The sequence below is a fragment of the Vibrio sp. 10N.261.55.A7 genome (assembly GCF_002877365.1).
Classification (GTDB): domain Bacteria; phylum Pseudomonadota; class Gammaproteobacteria; order Enterobacterales; family Vibrionaceae; genus Vibrio.
Genome location: NZ_MCWZ01000113.1, coordinates 19,055 through 34,312, shown reverse-complemented (window position 1 = coordinate 34,312; position 15,258 = coordinate 19,055). Strand labels below are relative to the sequence as shown.

General features: G+C 44.4%; 18 protein-coding genes and 1 pseudogene. 5 read left to right on the top strand and 14 right to left on the bottom strand.

Translation table 11 applies throughout. The annotated features are described in order from the left end of the window. Positions 1 to 364: 364 nt before the first annotated feature. Both BCU12_RS08335 and BCU12_RS08330 read right to left on the bottom strand, forming a co-directional pair. On the bottom strand, positions 365 to 1,279 hold the full coding sequence (locus BCU12_RS08335; protein WP_102403875.1) for an AraC family transcriptional regulator: 915 nt from the start codon (positions 1,277 to 1,279) through the stop codon (positions 365 to 367). Between the two features lie 406 nt (positions 1,280 to 1,685). Beyond that, the gene (locus tag BCU12_RS08330; RefSeq protein ID WP_102403874.1) at positions 1,686 to 2,471 is read right to left on the bottom strand and encodes a TOBE domain-containing protein; all 786 of its coding nucleotides are present in this window, start codon (positions 2,469 to 2,471) and stop codon (positions 1,686 to 1,688) included. Positions 2,472 to 2,778: 307 nt separating this feature from the next. Here BCU12_RS08330 and modA point away from each other — a divergent pair, with 307 nt between their 5' ends. From modA to modC, 3 genes are read left to right on the top strand one after another with little or no spacing between them, the layout of a single operon-like run. Further along, positions 2,779 to 3,570, top strand: a complete 792-nt coding sequence (gene modA, locus BCU12_RS08325) for a molybdate ABC transporter substrate-binding protein (RefSeq protein WP_102403873.1) — start codon at positions 2,779 to 2,781, stop codon at positions 3,568 to 3,570. Further along, a complete protein-coding gene (modB, locus tag BCU12_RS08320) occupies positions 3,570 to 4,262 on the top strand; it encodes a molybdate ABC transporter permease subunit (protein ID WP_102403872.1) in 693 nt (230 codons plus the stop codon). The genes modA and modB overlap by 1 nt, the downstream gene beginning before the upstream one ends. Next, positions 4,256 to 5,362, top strand: a complete 1,107-nt coding sequence (modC, locus tag BCU12_RS08315) for a molybdenum ABC transporter ATP-binding protein ModC (RefSeq protein WP_102403871.1) — start codon at positions 4,256 to 4,258, stop codon at positions 5,360 to 5,362. Before modB ends, modC begins: the two co-directional genes overlap by 7 nt. A 73-nt stretch (positions 5,363 to 5,435) precedes the next feature. Here the strand turns inward: modC and yjeH are convergent, their stop codons facing one another. Together yjeH and BCU12_RS08305 are read right to left on the bottom strand one after the other, a co-directional pair. Then, positions 5,436 to 6,695 (bottom strand): L-methionine/branched-chain amino acid transporter, encoded by a 1,260-nt coding sequence (gene yjeH / locus BCU12_RS08310; protein ID WP_102403870.1) that lies wholly within the window; start codon positions 6,693 to 6,695, stop codon positions 5,436 to 5,438. Positions 6,696 to 6,891: 196 nt separating this feature from the next. After that, the gene (locus BCU12_RS08305) at positions 6,892 to 7,575 is read right to left on the bottom strand and encodes a pyridoxamine 5'-phosphate oxidase family protein (RefSeq protein WP_102403869.1); all 684 of its coding nucleotides are present in this window, start codon (positions 7,573 to 7,575) and stop codon (positions 6,892 to 6,894) included. A gap of 164 nt (positions 7,576 to 7,739) precedes the next feature. On the opposite strand from BCU12_RS08305, the gene BCU12_RS08300 reads away from it, so the two are divergent. After that, the gene (locus tag BCU12_RS08300; protein ID WP_102403868.1) at positions 7,740 to 9,167 is read left to right on the top strand and encodes a PLP-dependent aminotransferase family protein; all 1,428 of its coding nucleotides are present in this window, start codon (positions 7,740 to 7,742) and stop codon (positions 9,165 to 9,167) included. 112 nt (positions 9,168 to 9,279) lie between these two features. After that, complete coding sequence (locus BCU12_RS08295) at positions 9,280 to 9,726, top strand: Lrp/AsnC family transcriptional regulator (RefSeq protein WP_102403867.1); 447 nt, start codon at positions 9,280 to 9,282, stop codon at positions 9,724 to 9,726. Positions 9,727 to 9,939: 213 nt separating this feature from the next. Here BCU12_RS08295 and BCU12_RS08290 read toward each other — a convergent pair whose 3' ends face one another. The 10 genes and pseudogenes from BCU12_RS08290 to BCU12_RS08245 form a co-directional block, all read right to left on the bottom strand. Next, positions 9,940 to 10,479, bottom strand: coding sequence for a DUF924 family protein (locus tag BCU12_RS08290; protein WP_102403866.1), 540 nt, complete (start codon positions 10,477 to 10,479; stop codon positions 9,940 to 9,942). A 264-nt stretch (positions 10,480 to 10,743) separates the two neighbouring features. After that, positions 10,744 to 11,094, bottom strand: a complete 351-nt coding sequence (locus tag BCU12_RS08285; RefSeq protein ID WP_102403865.1) for an antibiotic biosynthesis monooxygenase — start codon at positions 11,092 to 11,094, stop codon at positions 10,744 to 10,746. A gap of 133 nt (positions 11,095 to 11,227) precedes the next feature. Beyond that, on the bottom strand, positions 11,228 to 11,845 hold the full coding sequence (locus BCU12_RS08280; RefSeq protein WP_102403864.1) for a LysE family translocator: 618 nt from the start codon (positions 11,843 to 11,845) through the stop codon (positions 11,228 to 11,230). Between the two features lie 79 nt (positions 11,846 to 11,924). Further along, positions 11,925 to 12,368, bottom strand: coding sequence for a GNAT family N-acetyltransferase (locus tag BCU12_RS08275; protein WP_102403863.1), 444 nt, complete (start codon positions 12,366 to 12,368; stop codon positions 11,925 to 11,927). An 11-nt stretch (positions 12,369 to 12,379) separates the two neighbouring features. Further along, positions 12,380 to 12,841: a RidA family protein gene (locus BCU12_RS08270; RefSeq protein WP_102403862.1), complete on the bottom strand. Its 462-nt coding sequence runs from the start codon at positions 12,839 to 12,841 to the stop codon at positions 12,380 to 12,382. A 33-nt stretch (positions 12,842 to 12,874) separates the two neighbouring features. After that, the gene (locus tag BCU12_RS08265; RefSeq protein ID WP_102403861.1) at positions 12,875 to 13,273 is read right to left on the bottom strand and encodes a hypothetical protein; all 399 of its coding nucleotides are present in this window, start codon (positions 13,271 to 13,273) and stop codon (positions 12,875 to 12,877) included. 226 nt (positions 13,274 to 13,499) lie between these two features. Then, entirely contained in the window at positions 13,500 to 13,901 is a 402-nt protein-coding gene (locus BCU12_RS08260) for a GFA family protein (RefSeq protein WP_102403860.1), read from the bottom strand. 61 nt (positions 13,902 to 13,962) lie between these two features. Continuing rightward, positions 13,963 to 14,312 (bottom strand): annotated as a pseudogene (locus BCU12_RS23690) (cupin domain-containing protein). A gap of 47 nt (positions 14,313 to 14,359) precedes the next feature. Beyond that, positions 14,360 to 14,647, bottom strand: a complete 288-nt coding sequence (locus BCU12_RS08250) for a carboxymuconolactone decarboxylase family protein (protein ID WP_102403859.1) — start codon at positions 14,645 to 14,647, stop codon at positions 14,360 to 14,362. Between the two features lie 160 nt (positions 14,648 to 14,807). Continuing rightward, a complete protein-coding gene (locus BCU12_RS08245; RefSeq protein WP_102403858.1) occupies positions 14,808 to 15,188 on the bottom strand; it encodes a hypothetical protein in 381 nt (126 codons plus the stop codon). Positions 15,189 to 15,258: the final 70 nt, after the last annotated feature.

The following is a 15,258-nucleotide window of genomic DNA, read 5'->3' as shown; positions in this document are numbered from 1 at the left end:
TAAACACGTTGACCGAATTTCAGACAAACGCGAGGATTATGATGGCAAAAATAAGAGTGTCAATCATGTTTTATTCATGGAAACGTTTGCTTGATATTATATTGATATAATTGTAATTAAAATCAATCACTTGGTTTTTATGAAAATATATAATTGTGAAATACGTTAGATTTCTGATGTTAACCATGGGTTGTGGGCGTGCTGTACAACTGTAATGAAAAGATAATGGAGATGTAGAAGCTGCTCAACCAGTTTAATACTGCGATACTGACACAAGATAAAATGATTGAATTTAACGGAAGGATTGTCGCTCTATGAGAGGAATATAGAGCGACGGACAAAGTGCTAAGGGGGATATGGATTGCTATCGGACAGCGGTACAAAAACTCACGTCAGCGGTGCCAGTTTTCTGATCGTAGCTATGATAAAGCTCAAAACACGGCCGATCGTCACTTTCAATGCCTTGATCGACAATTTTAGACATTAGAAGATCCCAAGTTAATGAATACTGAGATTTATCCGTGATTGTTGTTCGCATTACGCCATATTTCCCACCAGGAAAAGCCTGGGTTTCAATGCCGCTTTCCGAAGAAATGTCGTCATTCACGAATAGACATATATCGGTACGGCACTTCTCATCTGGAGTGATTTCGGGATTGTCGTGATAAATGAATATGTTGGTGTTTCCCGCAAATCCATTGGGTCCCGCCCAATTATAGAGCTTGCCCATAGCAGGTTCATAATTCTCTCCATATGGGCCATTGACACGCACATAAGCAAGCTTGGAAGGCTCAAAGGTTTGTATTTCCATTTTTTCTATAGTCATCTTATTACTCCTTGCTGTTAGGTTAGGAGAATTATAAGAATCGTTGCTTGGTGTGGCGTGTCCAATCTTGCGTAACGAGTGTCCTATCTTGCTATTTTTCAAAAGGGTAGAGACTTCGTTGATGCTTGCGCACTCGCGTATTTGGCTGGGCGTAAGGTTAAAGTATTGTTTGAAGGCTTTGGCAAGGCTTTGTGAGCTTGAAAAGCCGAATTCAAGCGCAACATTGGTCACTGCTGGTTTTTTGTAAAATAATTCATTGGCGACTTGTTCAAGCCTTAAACGGCGTAAATAATCATTGAGCGTTTCGCCAGTAACGGCTTTAAATATTCGGTGGAAATGGTAGGGGGATAGGCAGGCTAGCTTTGCTACTTCTTCTAAATTTAAAGGAGAGTTGTAGTGCTTTTCCAAATGCCGAATGACTGGTGTTAATCGTTGGCTATAATCCATCGCCATGTCTTACTCTCAATAAACATAATTAGAGAGTATGATTGTACTTATGATGGCTAAAATTGCAGTGGTCGAATGCGAGATTTTGAACATTGAGCAAACTGCGAGCAAAAAAATAGCCAACGGCAAATCAGGCAATTGGCTTATATATAGTGTGAACAAAAAGGTTCACTAACAACGTCAGTTGGCTAGGTGACCCTCGGCTTAAGAAGGGTCATAATTAGTATTGCACTATATGTGCCAAGTTTTAGAGTGCCTAATTGACTGCAATTGCACTGACTAAACAGAGGGATCACAGTATTTATTCCCAATATGGTTTGCATTATGCGGCTTGGTTTCTATTTTGCGATCCATATATGAATCTGGATTTATTTGCTCCATTCTTTCCTGTAGTTGATTGTCCGACACTGAATTATTCATCCATACAGGCGATGATGGTTTGGGAGGCGTCGAAACACGCGTAATAATCGTTTGTCAGAACAAAATCATTTTCTACCTCAGAAAGTGGCATAACAGAATAGATCACCTGTTGGTTTTTTAAAGCCAGTGACAATTCTATGTGTGTATCATTCTTGCTGATGTTAGTCAGTTGTCCAGCCAACTGATTGGTTGAACATGTCTTGGATGGGTTCGTACAGATGGAGACAGTTGGCGCTTTGAATAACAGTAGAACAGCCTTTCCAAGGCTAAGGTTTAGATTTTGACTGCTGATCTGCGTTATCGCGACGTAGATAATTTGATCATCACCAATGCTGACACCAATTTTATTCATCGCTCCTTCTAATTGGATCGAGGCGACCTGGCCATTGATTTGATTCCTAGCGCTGGTTTTCAATGAAAAATGTGCCATGAGGCTCATTAGATTGTCCATCTGTATTGTTTCATCAAGCAGGGCGGTCAAGGCCATGTTTTGTACCTGAGTGGTTAGTGAATACACCTGCAACAAACGTTGACCAAATGGGGTGAGATGAGCGCCTCCTCCGCCTTTGCCACCTTTCTCACGGGTTACCACCTCTTGGTTGAGCATTTGGTTCATCTCTTTGATGGCATCCCAGGCTGCTTTGTAACTTATGCCCGATTCCTTTGCACCCTGGCTAATGGAACCAGTTACCGCAATTTGCTCAAGCAAAGCAATGCGCCTTGGGTTTGCAAAGGTTTTGCTGTCTTTGGAGAGAGTAAGAAGGGCATTAAGATCCATTGTGTATGGCTTCCTCATTGATAAGTACGCTAGCGGAAACTCCTCGCAGCGAAGAGAACATCATCAGACGTTAAAGCTGAGCAGTATAAAGCTAAGTAGTACAAAACTAAGCAGTTTAAAGGTGGCTCTGTATTTTAATCCAAGCTATCTCACCACAATTAGCCCCTTAGGATCGATACGATCAGTAAAGTATTAGCGTTGAGAGAACTATCGTTATATAGTTTAGTATATAACGATAGTTCTGAACCAGAAAGCCAAATTTGAGTGTGTGGACATTCATATAAAGACCGTGAGGCGAAATTCAAACGTGAAATATTTTTATAAGGCAAAGAAGCGCCTTGTTTTGGCGCTGGTAACTTTGGTTGGCCTTGTTCCGAATGTGTACTCCCAAGATACCGTCACCGTATTTGCAGCGTCGTCACTAACCAATGCTTTAACAGATATTGCAGACAGTTACCAAGCGACTCATGATACGAAAATACGCCTTTCTTTTGCTTCATCATCGGCTCTTGCCCGTCAGGTGGAGTACGGTGCGCCTGCGGACATCTATTTTCCCGCCAATCAAAAATGGCTCGATTATGTTATTGAGAAGCAAGCGGTTGACGCAAAAAGTCGAGTCACGCTTCTGACCAATAGATTGGTGTTAATTGCGCCCAATGGTTCCGCATTGGCTGCCAACCCGAGTATAGAGAGCGAGCCAGGTTCCTCATTGCTGGATTTGTTAGCGGGTGGACGTTTGGCCTTGGGTGACCCTGCGCATGTTCCCGTTGGCCAATACGCGAAGCAGGCTTTATATTACTATCAGCAATGGGATGAATTGGAGCCACAGTTGGCTCGAGCAAATAACGTTCGCGGCGCACTCGTTCTTGTCGAAAGAGGGGAGTCGCCTTTGGGTATTGTTTATCAAACGGACGCTGAAGTATCGACGAAGGTTGCTCAGATAGCGACATTTCCAGTAGAAAGCCATTCCCCCATCGAATACCCAATGGTGATGGTCAGCGAGAAACCATCGAAGTCCGCGATGCAATTTTATCAATACTTGCAAAGTGAAGAAGCGCGAGTTGTATTCGAGCAATACGGATTTGGGGTTAATCAGTGATGCTGACTGAATATGAAGTGTCGGCATTGTTGCTCAGCATGAAGGTATCCAGTGTTGCTGTTCTTGTTAGCTTGCCATTTGGCATATTAGCCGCGTGGGTTCTTGCTCGGCGAGAGTTTCATGGAAAAGCCTTGCTTGATGGGGTTATTCATCTTCCATTGGTGTTGCCGCCCGTTGTCATAGGGTATTTGCTATTGGTTGCGATGGGCAGGCAAGGCGTGATTGGACAATGGCTGTATCAAGTGTTTGGTGTCAGTTTCTCATTTAGTTGGCAAGGCGCAGCATTGGCTTCAGCCGTCGTTTCATTCCCTTTAATGGTGAGAGCGATTCGCCAAGCGATAGAATCTGTTGATACGCGTTTAGAGCAGGCGGCAAGAACCTTGGGTAGCTCACCATGGCGTGTATTCTTAACGATAACGCTCCCGTTGACAGCCCCTGGTATCATTTCAGGAATGATCATTGGCTTTGCGCGTAGCCTTGGTGAGTTTGGCGCAACCATTACCTTTGTTTCTAATATTCCAGATGAAACCCGTACGATACCTTTGGCGATGTATTCGTTTATTGAAACGCCAGGCGCAGAGTTTCAGGCTATGCGCTTGTGTATTATCTCGATTGTCATTGCTCTGGCGTCTTTGGTGGCTTCACAATGGCTCACTAAAAAAGCTCAGCAAAAAGGGGCTGCATCATGCTAAGCATTGATATCCAAAAGCAACTTGGCGATTTTCCCGTCAATGTGAAAGCCGAAATTCCTATGCAAGGTGTGTGCGCCATTTTTGGTCGATCTGGAGCGGGAAAAACATCCTTGGTGAACGCTTTAGGGGGATTGGCGACGCCAGATAGTGGCCGGATTCTACTGGGCGATAGAGTGCTTTTCTCTAAAGGGTCTCTTGGACAGTCAGACATCAATTTACCGCCAGAGCAACGAAAAGTAGGGTATGTCTTTCAAGAAGCGCGTCTGTTTCCACACTATACCGTCAAAGGAAACTTAATGTATGGTGTTGTCGAGTTTGACCAAAATCAGTTTGATAAAATAGTTCACCTACTTGGGTTAGAAACCTTGTTAGAACGCTACCCTAAAGCGCTATCGGGTGGTGAAAAACAGCGAGTGGCTATTGGTCGTGCGCTGCTAACCTCTCCGACAATGTTGCTGATGGATGAGCCGTTAGCATCTCTTGACCTACCTCGTAAAAAAGAGCTGATTGCTTACCTACAATCTCTCGCAAAAGAGCTTAGCATTCCGATTGTTTATGTCAGCCATAGCCTGGATGAAATCTTGCAGCTTGCTGATCATATGTTGGTGTTGAGCGCTGGGAAAGTGGTGGCACAAGGGCCGTTAGCACAGGTTTGGAACAGTGATGAGATGCGGCCTTGGATTGAATCGCAGGATCTCAGCTCACTGCTTCATGCCAAAGTGATTGAGCCACACGCACAATACCCGATGACGCGTCTTGAGCTTAAAGATGGTAACCACCTATGGGTAAACGGCGAATTGGACTCGAGTCTAAGAGGTTGTTTTATAAAGGTAAGAGTTGAGGCGAACCATGTGTCTCTTTGTACCTCTTTGCCCAAAAACACCAGTATTCGAAATGTGTTACGTGGAAAGATAAAAGAGATGCACCCAAATGAAAAAGGCGATCAGATACAAGTCAAAGTGAGGTTTGGAGAAGACGAACTTTGGGCGAATGTGACGGCCTGGGCATGCGATGAACTGAACCTGGGTTGTGATTCACCGGTTTATGCTCAGATCAAAGGTGTATCAATGGGACCGGCGGATATCGCTCAGTCCCATTAAGTTTAAAAACCTTTTGGCGCTAATTCATGTCGTAGTCTTAGTCTGCTTAGTTCACTAATCTAACTAATCTAACTTAGCTCATTTGGTGATTGCTGCGTTTAAACCAACGCTGCCAAGGTAGGCTAAGTAGTGTGAAGATGCTGACAGCGTACAGCATAGACCAACCCAAACAGACAAAGACCAAGGTACATAATATCAGTGACACCAAAGCAAGCTGCTTCTTGTAACCACTTAGCAGCTTAAAGGCGGCTAACATAGCGAGTAAGTAAACAAGCACGAAGATACCATTGGCCAGTTTTAGGAAGAATTCTAAATCAAGCCCAGAAATCTCTCCCCCAATCGATGATACGAGCAAGATCAAGCCGACAAGTAACGTCGCATTCGCTGGCACACCTCTTGATGACACTTTGGCAATGGCGCCTTGAGGGCGGTACTCTCTTGCTTGCGCCCAAACCATTCGAGACAAGCTTTGCGTGTAAAGATTAACGCTGGCAAAACAGGCCGAGAAACCAAGAATACTGATCAATAGTGCAAATTTAGGCCCAAACAATAAGTCACTCAGATAAGGAATTGAGGCGTGGTCAAACTCTGCGCTGCCATAAGCTGAGAACTTTAGAATAACCACCGAACAAGCCCAATAGGTTGCCCCCGCAATGAAGCTTCCGATGAGAATGGCGATAGGAAAGTCTCTCTGTGGGTTCTTAAACTCTTCCCCCATATGGGCAAATGCCTCTATGCCGACAAAGCACCAAAACATAACACCGAGTGCCGCGGTTATAGGCCAGATTGAATCTACAGACATGGCAGGCATGACAATATCGTCAGTGGTGATCTCGCCTTTCCAAAGGAATGCACCAATTAAAGCGAAGATGCTGAGCGCGATGACAGTTTGAAGTCGCCCTGAGGATTTACTGCCCATTAAGCTGACAAAAATCAGAATGAACACGGTTAAGATCTGTGTAAATAACGATGAGTTAAGCGGCGCTGGTAATATCTGCTGTAAGAAACCCGCGGCAAGAGCGACAGCAGCAGGAACACCGACAGGAATGACACTGACAAATAGCCACGCGACGCTGCGTTCTAGTCTACGACCAAACGCTTGACGAACAAAGTAAGCCGTTCCACCCGCGCTTGGATATTGTTTACCGAGCTCTGCGAAGGTGAGCGCGATCGGGCATATCGCAATGAACAGGAAGAGCCACGCCCAGAGAGACATGTCAGCGGCAATGCCTGCTGCAATGGCAGGAATCATGAACAAGCCTGTTCCCATCAAAGTGGTAGAAAGTTGGCCAATGCCAGAGATAAGGGTGATTTCTTTTTTTAGTTGGTTCATACATCGCTCCATGATTCTGATGTGTAGCTTAGCGCTTCTGTTCTTCAAACACATCTAGCAATTTGTCTTAGTTGGGCGTCAAATTGACGGTTTCTCATCATCTAAACCGTCAATTTGGCTATTCCTAACTCTTGCCTCTCTTTCTTGGCTCTATGCCCTAGCAGTTGGAAAGCTGCCAATAATGGCTCAGTCAGCGCTAGTTTTTTATTGAGTTCATCGCTGAATGTTCGTACCAACGCTGATCATAAGCACCTGAGTAGTCTGGGTCGGAGATGGATGAAGGAAGATCATCGCAACGCTCTAACGGGCCGACCACGGTTCTGTAAGGTAAAACCCCGGCCCAGACGGGAACATCAAGATCGGCATTATCATCATTTACGCCAAAGTTGCTGATTTTAACGGAAGCTTCAGTCAGTGGAATGGCAAGCAGCTCAGTCGCATTGAGTTCTTTTTGGTTACTCAGTCTGACTTCTGAACATCGGTTCGGCGCGATTTGCTCAATGAAATGATTCAATAAACGATCTTTCTCATCATTATCATCAATACGAGAAAACTGCCCTAAAACCACGGCAGACCGGTAATGGGCACTGTGGTGAAACGCTGAGCGGGCAAGTACCCATCCGTCAAACAAAGTAAAAGTAAGACAAGTTTGTTTCGCCTCTTTGAGCTGTCTTAGTAATCGACTGTTTTTGGCACCATGAATATAGACTTGATCCTCCACACGCCAAGCCAGCATAGGGATGACGATTGGTCCTTTGTGATCTTCAATTGCAATATGAGCGATAAGGCTCTCATCAATAATTTGATGTAATGCTTTTGGATCGAACACGGCCTTTCTTTCGCCTTTTTTAATCGTTGTTCTTTCTGTTTTGGATAACATAGACACTCCTTTTGATTGCTTCCTATTTGTTCTATTTGTTTTGCTTTTATCTAACCGTCCTACTGAGTCATGAGCATTTGAATTATTGAGAGCAGATACTTGCAATAATAATGTTAACTGGTAGCTTAAATAGAACCACTTTTTAAATAAAAGTAGATCCAGTTATGCAGCCCATCGATATTGGTGATCTCTCATTTGATCGCACGGCTTCCTCTCTGCAAAAGCAGTTGTTTTCATCCATTCGCGAAAAAATAGCGACACACCTATGGCCTAAAGGAGGAAAGCTTCCTTCTACGAGAAAATGCGCGACTGAACTTGCAGTGAGTCGAAACACGGTGATTGCGGTGTATGAACAGCTGGCCTCGGAGGGGTATTTGGAGTCAAAGGCTGGCTCTGGCTACTATGTCGCGATTGAGCTACCCGATTATCTGTTTTCATCAAAAGTGGCTATTGCCCAGGGAGATGTTCAATCCGGTAAAGCTGAAGCTGATATCAATCGCAGTTTTGCGCCTGGTGTCCCAGAGCTGAGTAGCTTCCCAATGGTGAAATGGAGCCGATTGCTGCAAAGACATGCTACAAGAGTTAGCCTACTCGGCAATCAAGAGCTTCAAGGCGACAGTGGTTTAAGGCATGCGCTTTGTGATTACCTATCGAGTAGCCGTTCGGTGAATTGCAGTGCCGATCAAATTATTATTACCTCCGGTGCGCAGCAAGCATTGTCGCTGGCGGTCATGTCTACAGTGAACTCCGAAGACAGCATACTGATGGAAAATCCTGGTTACGTTCAAATGAGAAAGGTGATTGATCTACTAGGGATAAATTCAGAACCCGTCTCAGTTAGACCACGACTTGGGTTGGATCTTTCTCAGGTGAAAGCGAGTCGGGCGAAAGTACTTTATGTGACTCCGAGTAATCAATACCCGATGGGGACAACAATTGATTTGGAGCAGCGCATAGAGCTGATTCGTTGGGCGAAAGAGCAGGGGCGATTCATCATTGAAGACGATTATGACAGCGAGTTTCAATTTGCCCATCGGCCATTCCCAAGCCTTCAAGGGCTATCTGTGGAAGTTGGCGCAGATGCCAGCGTTCTGTATGTCGGTTCATTAAGCAAGGTGATGTTTAACGGCTTACGTTTGGGGTATTTGATCGTCCCTAAACCTTTGCTTTCGCGCTGTTTGGAGATTAAAGATGCGCTTAGCGGGGATACCGCGACTCACGTGCAAGCAGCGCTAACGGATTTCATCGTCGAGGGAGATTTTTTGCGCCATGTGAGAAAAATGCGGCGTATCTATAAACAAAAACACAGTCTAATTGTGGAGGCGATTACGCATCATTTTCCTGAAGAGGTTGAAGTGATCAGTCAGGCTGCAGGTCTTCACGTCACGCTCAAATGGCTACATGGCATCAATGAGATGGAGTTCTGTGAACAAGCAAAAATGAAAGACATTATTGTGCGCCCATTGTCTATGTATGAGAGAGAGCCGATGAATCACCGAGTGTGGCAAGGCGCGGTGTTGGGATTCGGGAACATCAATGCAGGTGATATCGAGAGTAAGATAATGGAACTTGCACAACTGTTTCAAACATGAATAATTGACGTTAATCGACAAGGGTTGTTTTTGAATTAATTTCGCACAACTTCAGAGTGTTACGATGTACCAGTTAGGGTAGTGAGACGCGTTTATACGCAGAAGGGAATCAATGGACAAGTTTGATCAAATCATCGTCGATATCTTGCGACACGATGCACGACGTTCCGTCAGTGATATCGCTCGAGAGGCCAATTTATCGCGTTCAGCAGTGACGGCAAGGATTAAAAAATTAGAAACAGAACAGGTCATACTGGGCTACCATGCTCAACTGGCTAAAGGGAAGGAAGAGTCTTTAATCAAAGCCTATTTAGCACTCAAGTTTGATACCTCAAGTTCGGCGCATCATTGCGAAAAGTACGCCAATCAAATCTATCTTATTGACGGTGTAAAGTGGTGTCATGCCATTAGCGGTGAGACCGACATGATGATTTTTATAGAGACGCCGAGCATGGAAAGGCTGAATGAAATACGTGATGAGCTAAATGCGATTCCTGAGTTGAGGCACCTAATCACGCATACGGTGTTGACTGAATTTTTTAACACCTCTTCAAAGTAAAAACCGGCAGTAAAATCGGATAGACTGCGTAAACGTGTCCCCGTTTCTTATTAGAGCTTCTTATCAGAGTTTCGTGTTGGATTTTCAGATTAGAATTGATTCGATTAGAGAGTGATCTCAGCGCGAAACGGGCCTTTGTTTCATTTTGAATAGCTCGCTATCCAATCCTGCGGGATAAGATAGCGAGTAACAAATGGTCTAGGGCAACAAACGCTAGAAAGAAGAGTTAGGTTGCTTTAGAAATTCCACTTCTGCCTTAGTTGAAAGACGATTTAAGATGATATTTCGATGAGGGTAACGTCCAAACCGCTCAATAATATCGCGATGCTTTTTCTCAAACTCTATGTTTGATTCCACACCATTCTTTTTGAACAATTCAACGGCAATGTCATGGATGGCCAGCGACTCGCTGTGCATAAAAGGCATATAGAGGAAAGTACGTTCAATTTGAGTTAGAGGCTCATCTAGGCCTTGGCGAACGGCTTCTTGAGCGAGCGACAACGCTAATGTGTCTGAGGCAAAAGATTTGGGAGAATCGCGGTACACATTCCGTGAGAACTGGTCGAGAACAATGATCTCAGCTAAGCGCCCATGAGGCGTCGTACGCCATTCAAAGAGCTCACACTGGGAGGCTTGAGCGAGCAAAGTACCAAACTTCTTTTTGATAAGGTTATCTACGTTTTCGTCCTTAACCCACCACTTTGATGGCCCTAGTTCTTCGAACCAGAATGTTAGAACATTGCGGTAATCCATAAAACTGTCCCTCTGTCATACGATACGCTTGAAACGGCCGCTGGCACTAATATTTTTGCTAATGCTGTCACGTCGTTCGAGTTATGTTAGATAGGCACCAACCCAATGCAAACTCGTTGCCAAAATAGAGTTAGCTTGGTGCCTCTGCTATGGCTCGGTTTACATGACACTCGCCGCTTTGTACTTAATGCGCATACATTGAATAACGTGTGTTATTCGAGATAGCTGCTGAACTGAAACAGCAGCCTCATGAAAGATTAATGCTTATTCAAAAACAGGCGCGTCGTAATCGTAACCTTCATCGGAATACGCGGTCACCATCGCGTCTGCGACTAAGCCAGTTTCCGCTTTCACTTGTGTCTCGAAAAAATGTTGGATTTGCTTACGACGACCATGTGCAGACCATGACTCCGCATCTTCCCAAATCTCGTTGAATACGATTGGGTATTCGTTATTGGTTGCACTTGCGTGTTTAATCTGACGAGTGAGCATGTATTGAATACAGCCTTGCTCACGGTATGCATCGGGTTCAAGGGCTTTCAGAACCTCGAACAACTCAGACTCTTTCCCTTCTTTAGGCTTAAATTGTGCTAATACGTAAACGCGACTTGTCATGATAATTCCTAGTTTGCTCAGAAAGTTACACTGATGTTAGTTGAAGTTGAAAGCCGTTGGCAAGAGTTGTCGACAACGAACCTCTCAATTTATCCGCGTTGTGAGGCTACTGCAGCTTTGTATGGCAGATTGATTACGATTGCTTCGTCGCCAATAGAACACCACAAGAAGCTAAGAACCCGCCAGAGAGTTTGTTCAACAATTGTTTGCTGCGTGTACTTTGAAATAGACCGCTAGCACTCGAGCCTGCCCACGCGTAAAGCGCGAGTACGCCACCAACAGAGAGAGTTACGATAACGATGATGCTGATAATGCCAGACAAAGAGAGCGTTCCCATATCAATAAAAGCGGGGAAAAACCCCATGTAAAACAATATGGCTTTCGGGTTGGCAAGGGTCGTCAGTAAACCAGTTAAAATACTCGATCTTGTGATTTTACTTTCAACCTCAGGCTTTGGCTCTGTTGCTGTACTTGCCGTCCATGTTGTGTAAGCAAGCCAGAAAAGGTAGGTGATGCCAATGTATTTAAGCAATGAAGCGAATTCTCCCATAATGGCAGACACCGCAGAAAGCCCAGTTAAGGCGAGGGCGATAAAAAGGTAGTCGGCCAATAGAACACCAACGATCACCAGAAAGCCTTGTTTAAATCCATTACTTATCGAGCGTGATAGCACGGCAAGTACACTTGGCCCTGGAATTAAGGCAGATAACGCCATGGCAATGAATAATGCGACAGTTGCTGAGAGAGACATGATGAGTCTTTTTCCTATTTTAAGATGATTGATTCCGTATTAAAAAGAGCGAACAAAGTCGTTCGTTTCAATCGCTGCTTTACCGACTAAGCGCCATCGGCACAAATCGAATACCATTGAAATTGGATTCGTCGCTGGTGGCTTTAAAACCATTGGTTTGATAGAAATCGACGGCATTGACTGACGATCGAAGACTAATATTGTCGTTGTTTGTTGAGACGAGCAGCGCGTTAAGGAGTTGAGTACCCACACCTAGCCCCTGTGCTTCTTTGGATACAAATATATGAGTAATATAGTTTTGATCTCTGATTGCGCCAAAGCCGAGAAGGTTTCCTGAACTCATGACTTTCAGTGTGACGAATCGTTCTTTGTTGAACGTTGTTGTGAGATCGGGAAGAACTGAGCTTTCATATTGTTCTTTTCCCTGTTCGTTGAAGTGGGGAAGGATGTCAACGTTTGATACATCACGAACAAGTTTGCTGATCGCTTCAGAATCGTGCTCAGTGGCAATGCTTATGTCCATAACGTTAAGCCTCAGTCCTGAATTTCAAAGATGGAGTCAATAATAATAGGCAAATTGCCTCTCACTGACATGGCCCCAAACACAGAACGTGCGTGAACGCCTTTATGGCCAAACACTTCTGCCATCAAGTCAGAACAGCCATCGAGCACTTTGGGGTGTTGCTCAAACTCTTCCGTCGCGTTGATAAACCCTTGTAATTTAACGACTCGGCTTACTTTATCGAGTGAGCCTAGTTCAAGTTTTACCGCTGCTAAAATGTCTAAACCAGTGGCTTTGGCAAATTCATAGCCTTCTTCTACCGTATACGTTTGACCGAGTTTTCCTTTTGGCACGACAGCACACCCTGCCACTGGCCCTTTTCCTGAAACATAGAGTAAATTGCCCGTCCGAACGCTATTGCTGTAACTCCCTTGGGGATTACTGGCTGTTGGAAGTGTTAAACCAAGTTCAATCAGTCTATTTTCTATCGTCATATGAATTCCTTTTCTGACATATTTTTTTCTAGTCTATGAGCATTCGCTGAGTAATAGTTGCCATTCTTTAGCCGTGACCCAAGATTGATACACTTTTATTCGATAGTATCCATTTTTCGTGAGGGATGTGACCCTAATGTATGGACGGCCTAAGAGTGGTTCCTTGTATCGTAGTGCTGCAATGAGACCATGAAGGTAAATCTCCCCATCTCTTACCGTTAAGCGGCTGTTATTGTCTTGTTGTAGGAAGCCTGCTCGTTGCATGAAGTATTGTGCAATCGTAAAAATAAAGGGGAGTAGGATTGAGGCGAAATTGAGCTCTTGATGGAAAAAGAAAAGAGTGATGATGCCGCCGATGCATGTACCAATTAAAACAAAGACGCTGTTTGAAATAGCTTGTGCCTGCTTATTAAACTCTATCTTCTTTCTCACCCTGTTTGCTTCCTTTCAATGCCTGCCAACGAATTTGATATTTTTAACGAGCGAAAACAATTGTCTAGACTGGAAAGGTATGGAGTGCGATGCATATCAAATATTTGGGGTAGGATGAGAGAGTTGGTGTAAAGGATAGAAGCGCTTGAAACTGAAGGAAGTGGGAAGCCTAAGGAAACACATTCATTTCAATGGATTACGAATGTGTACCCGAGGCGGAGTTCAGTTAACGTCCTTCAGGAAAGGTCGTCAGGTTCTCTTGGGTTGGGCACCAATTCGCCTTATAGCTAGTGTAGATCTGGGCATCGACTGTAACGGGAATGTCTTCATCAAAGGTACTGATGGCGAGTTCGATTTGTTCGAGTGGCGCGTCTTTTACTCTAAACCCAAGGCTAGAGCCGCAATGGCTGCAAAACGTTCTCGTCGTGCCATTTGAGGCCACATATTCTTTCACCCATTGCTGACCAGATAACCATTTAAAATCGGACACACCGACCAGTGTCCCGAACGCAGCGCCATGAAATTTCCGGCACATGGTACAGTGACAGTTTGCAGCGAGCTGGCTAAATCCACTCACCGAGTAGGTTGTCTCACCACACAAACATGATCCTTTATAGCTTTTTTCCATGCCTTAATTTTCTCCCTTTATAGGCGAGCGATAGGTTAACGAAACCACGCATTATTCTCGCTTACTTGAGGCTGGCTTGAATAATTAACAGTTCAATGTCTTTGTCTGAGTTATTGACTAGCCCATGAGTGCCAAACCTCTGATTGACGATCATATCTCCGGCAGTCACGTGCTGTTCTTGACCCTCTATGGTCATAGTGCCTTCCCTTTGAGTATGACATACATCTCTTCGTCATCTCCGTGAGAATGTTCGCCCATTGAACTGCCGGGAGGCATGACCACTCGAATAGCGAAGTCCCATGCACCGTCAAAGCCTTTGCGTCGAAAGGCTCTATAGATTTCAATTGAGCCCTCGCCATCGTGACTGTTTTGATCAATCTCTTTGTCGCAATGGTAGAAATTTCTAATCATTCAGCTCTATTCTCAATTAATGAATCATGAATAGTAATGTCTCTGGATTACTCGAAAGAGTCTAGGTCTATCTTGTATTTATTCAGGACTTCTTGCATTTGCAATTTTTTCTGACCGGCAGAGACCGCCATCACCTTAGCGGTAACGTCGGATATTTCTCCTTTCGTAATCCCAGCACTTTTTGCTTGTGTTAAATAGTATCGCGTACAAGGCAAACAGTTCATTGCCATCGCTGCGGATAAACCAACCAGGAGTTCGGTCTTAGTGTCTAAGTGTTCGTTTTCGTGAGTAGAACGGTAGAAGTTGCTGTAGGCGTCTTGATGTTTTCCTAACATGAGGGATCCTTGCTTGGTGTTATTCGCTTCTATAACACATTGAATAGTAATGACTTGAGGCAGTACCTCTGACATTACTGATTTTTCGCCAAGGAATGAATGCGGATTCGACGCTATTTGTACTGGGTTTGATCTAGGTTATGAAATGGATATCTTAGGGTTAGCTTCTGGCTAATGCCGTCAGCCAAACACCCCAACTCAAACTATGGAGAATGCCTGCGACAGTCATTACTGACCAAACGAACGACAGGAGATGACGCCTCTTCAATACATGTTGTATCAGTACGACAGATGGAAAAACTGCTGTGAGCAACAAAGAAAGTGGTGGAATGACATGGCCAACCTGTGGGCCAAAATTGACGATCATAATCAGGCTAGAGATAAGAGACAATGATAGGAAACCCATTATCAAAGTGCGTTGATTCTTTAATTTGAACGCAAAGACGAATGTGAATAGATAAAACACGATGGCGAAATAAGGCAGCTTCAGAATGCCGCTGATGCTAAGTATTGAGTCGGGAAAAAGCGTCCATAGATTCATACATCAATCCTTGATTATTGGTCGGCAATCAAACTGGCAATGGGCTGACCAGAGCAACAGGCAATAGATT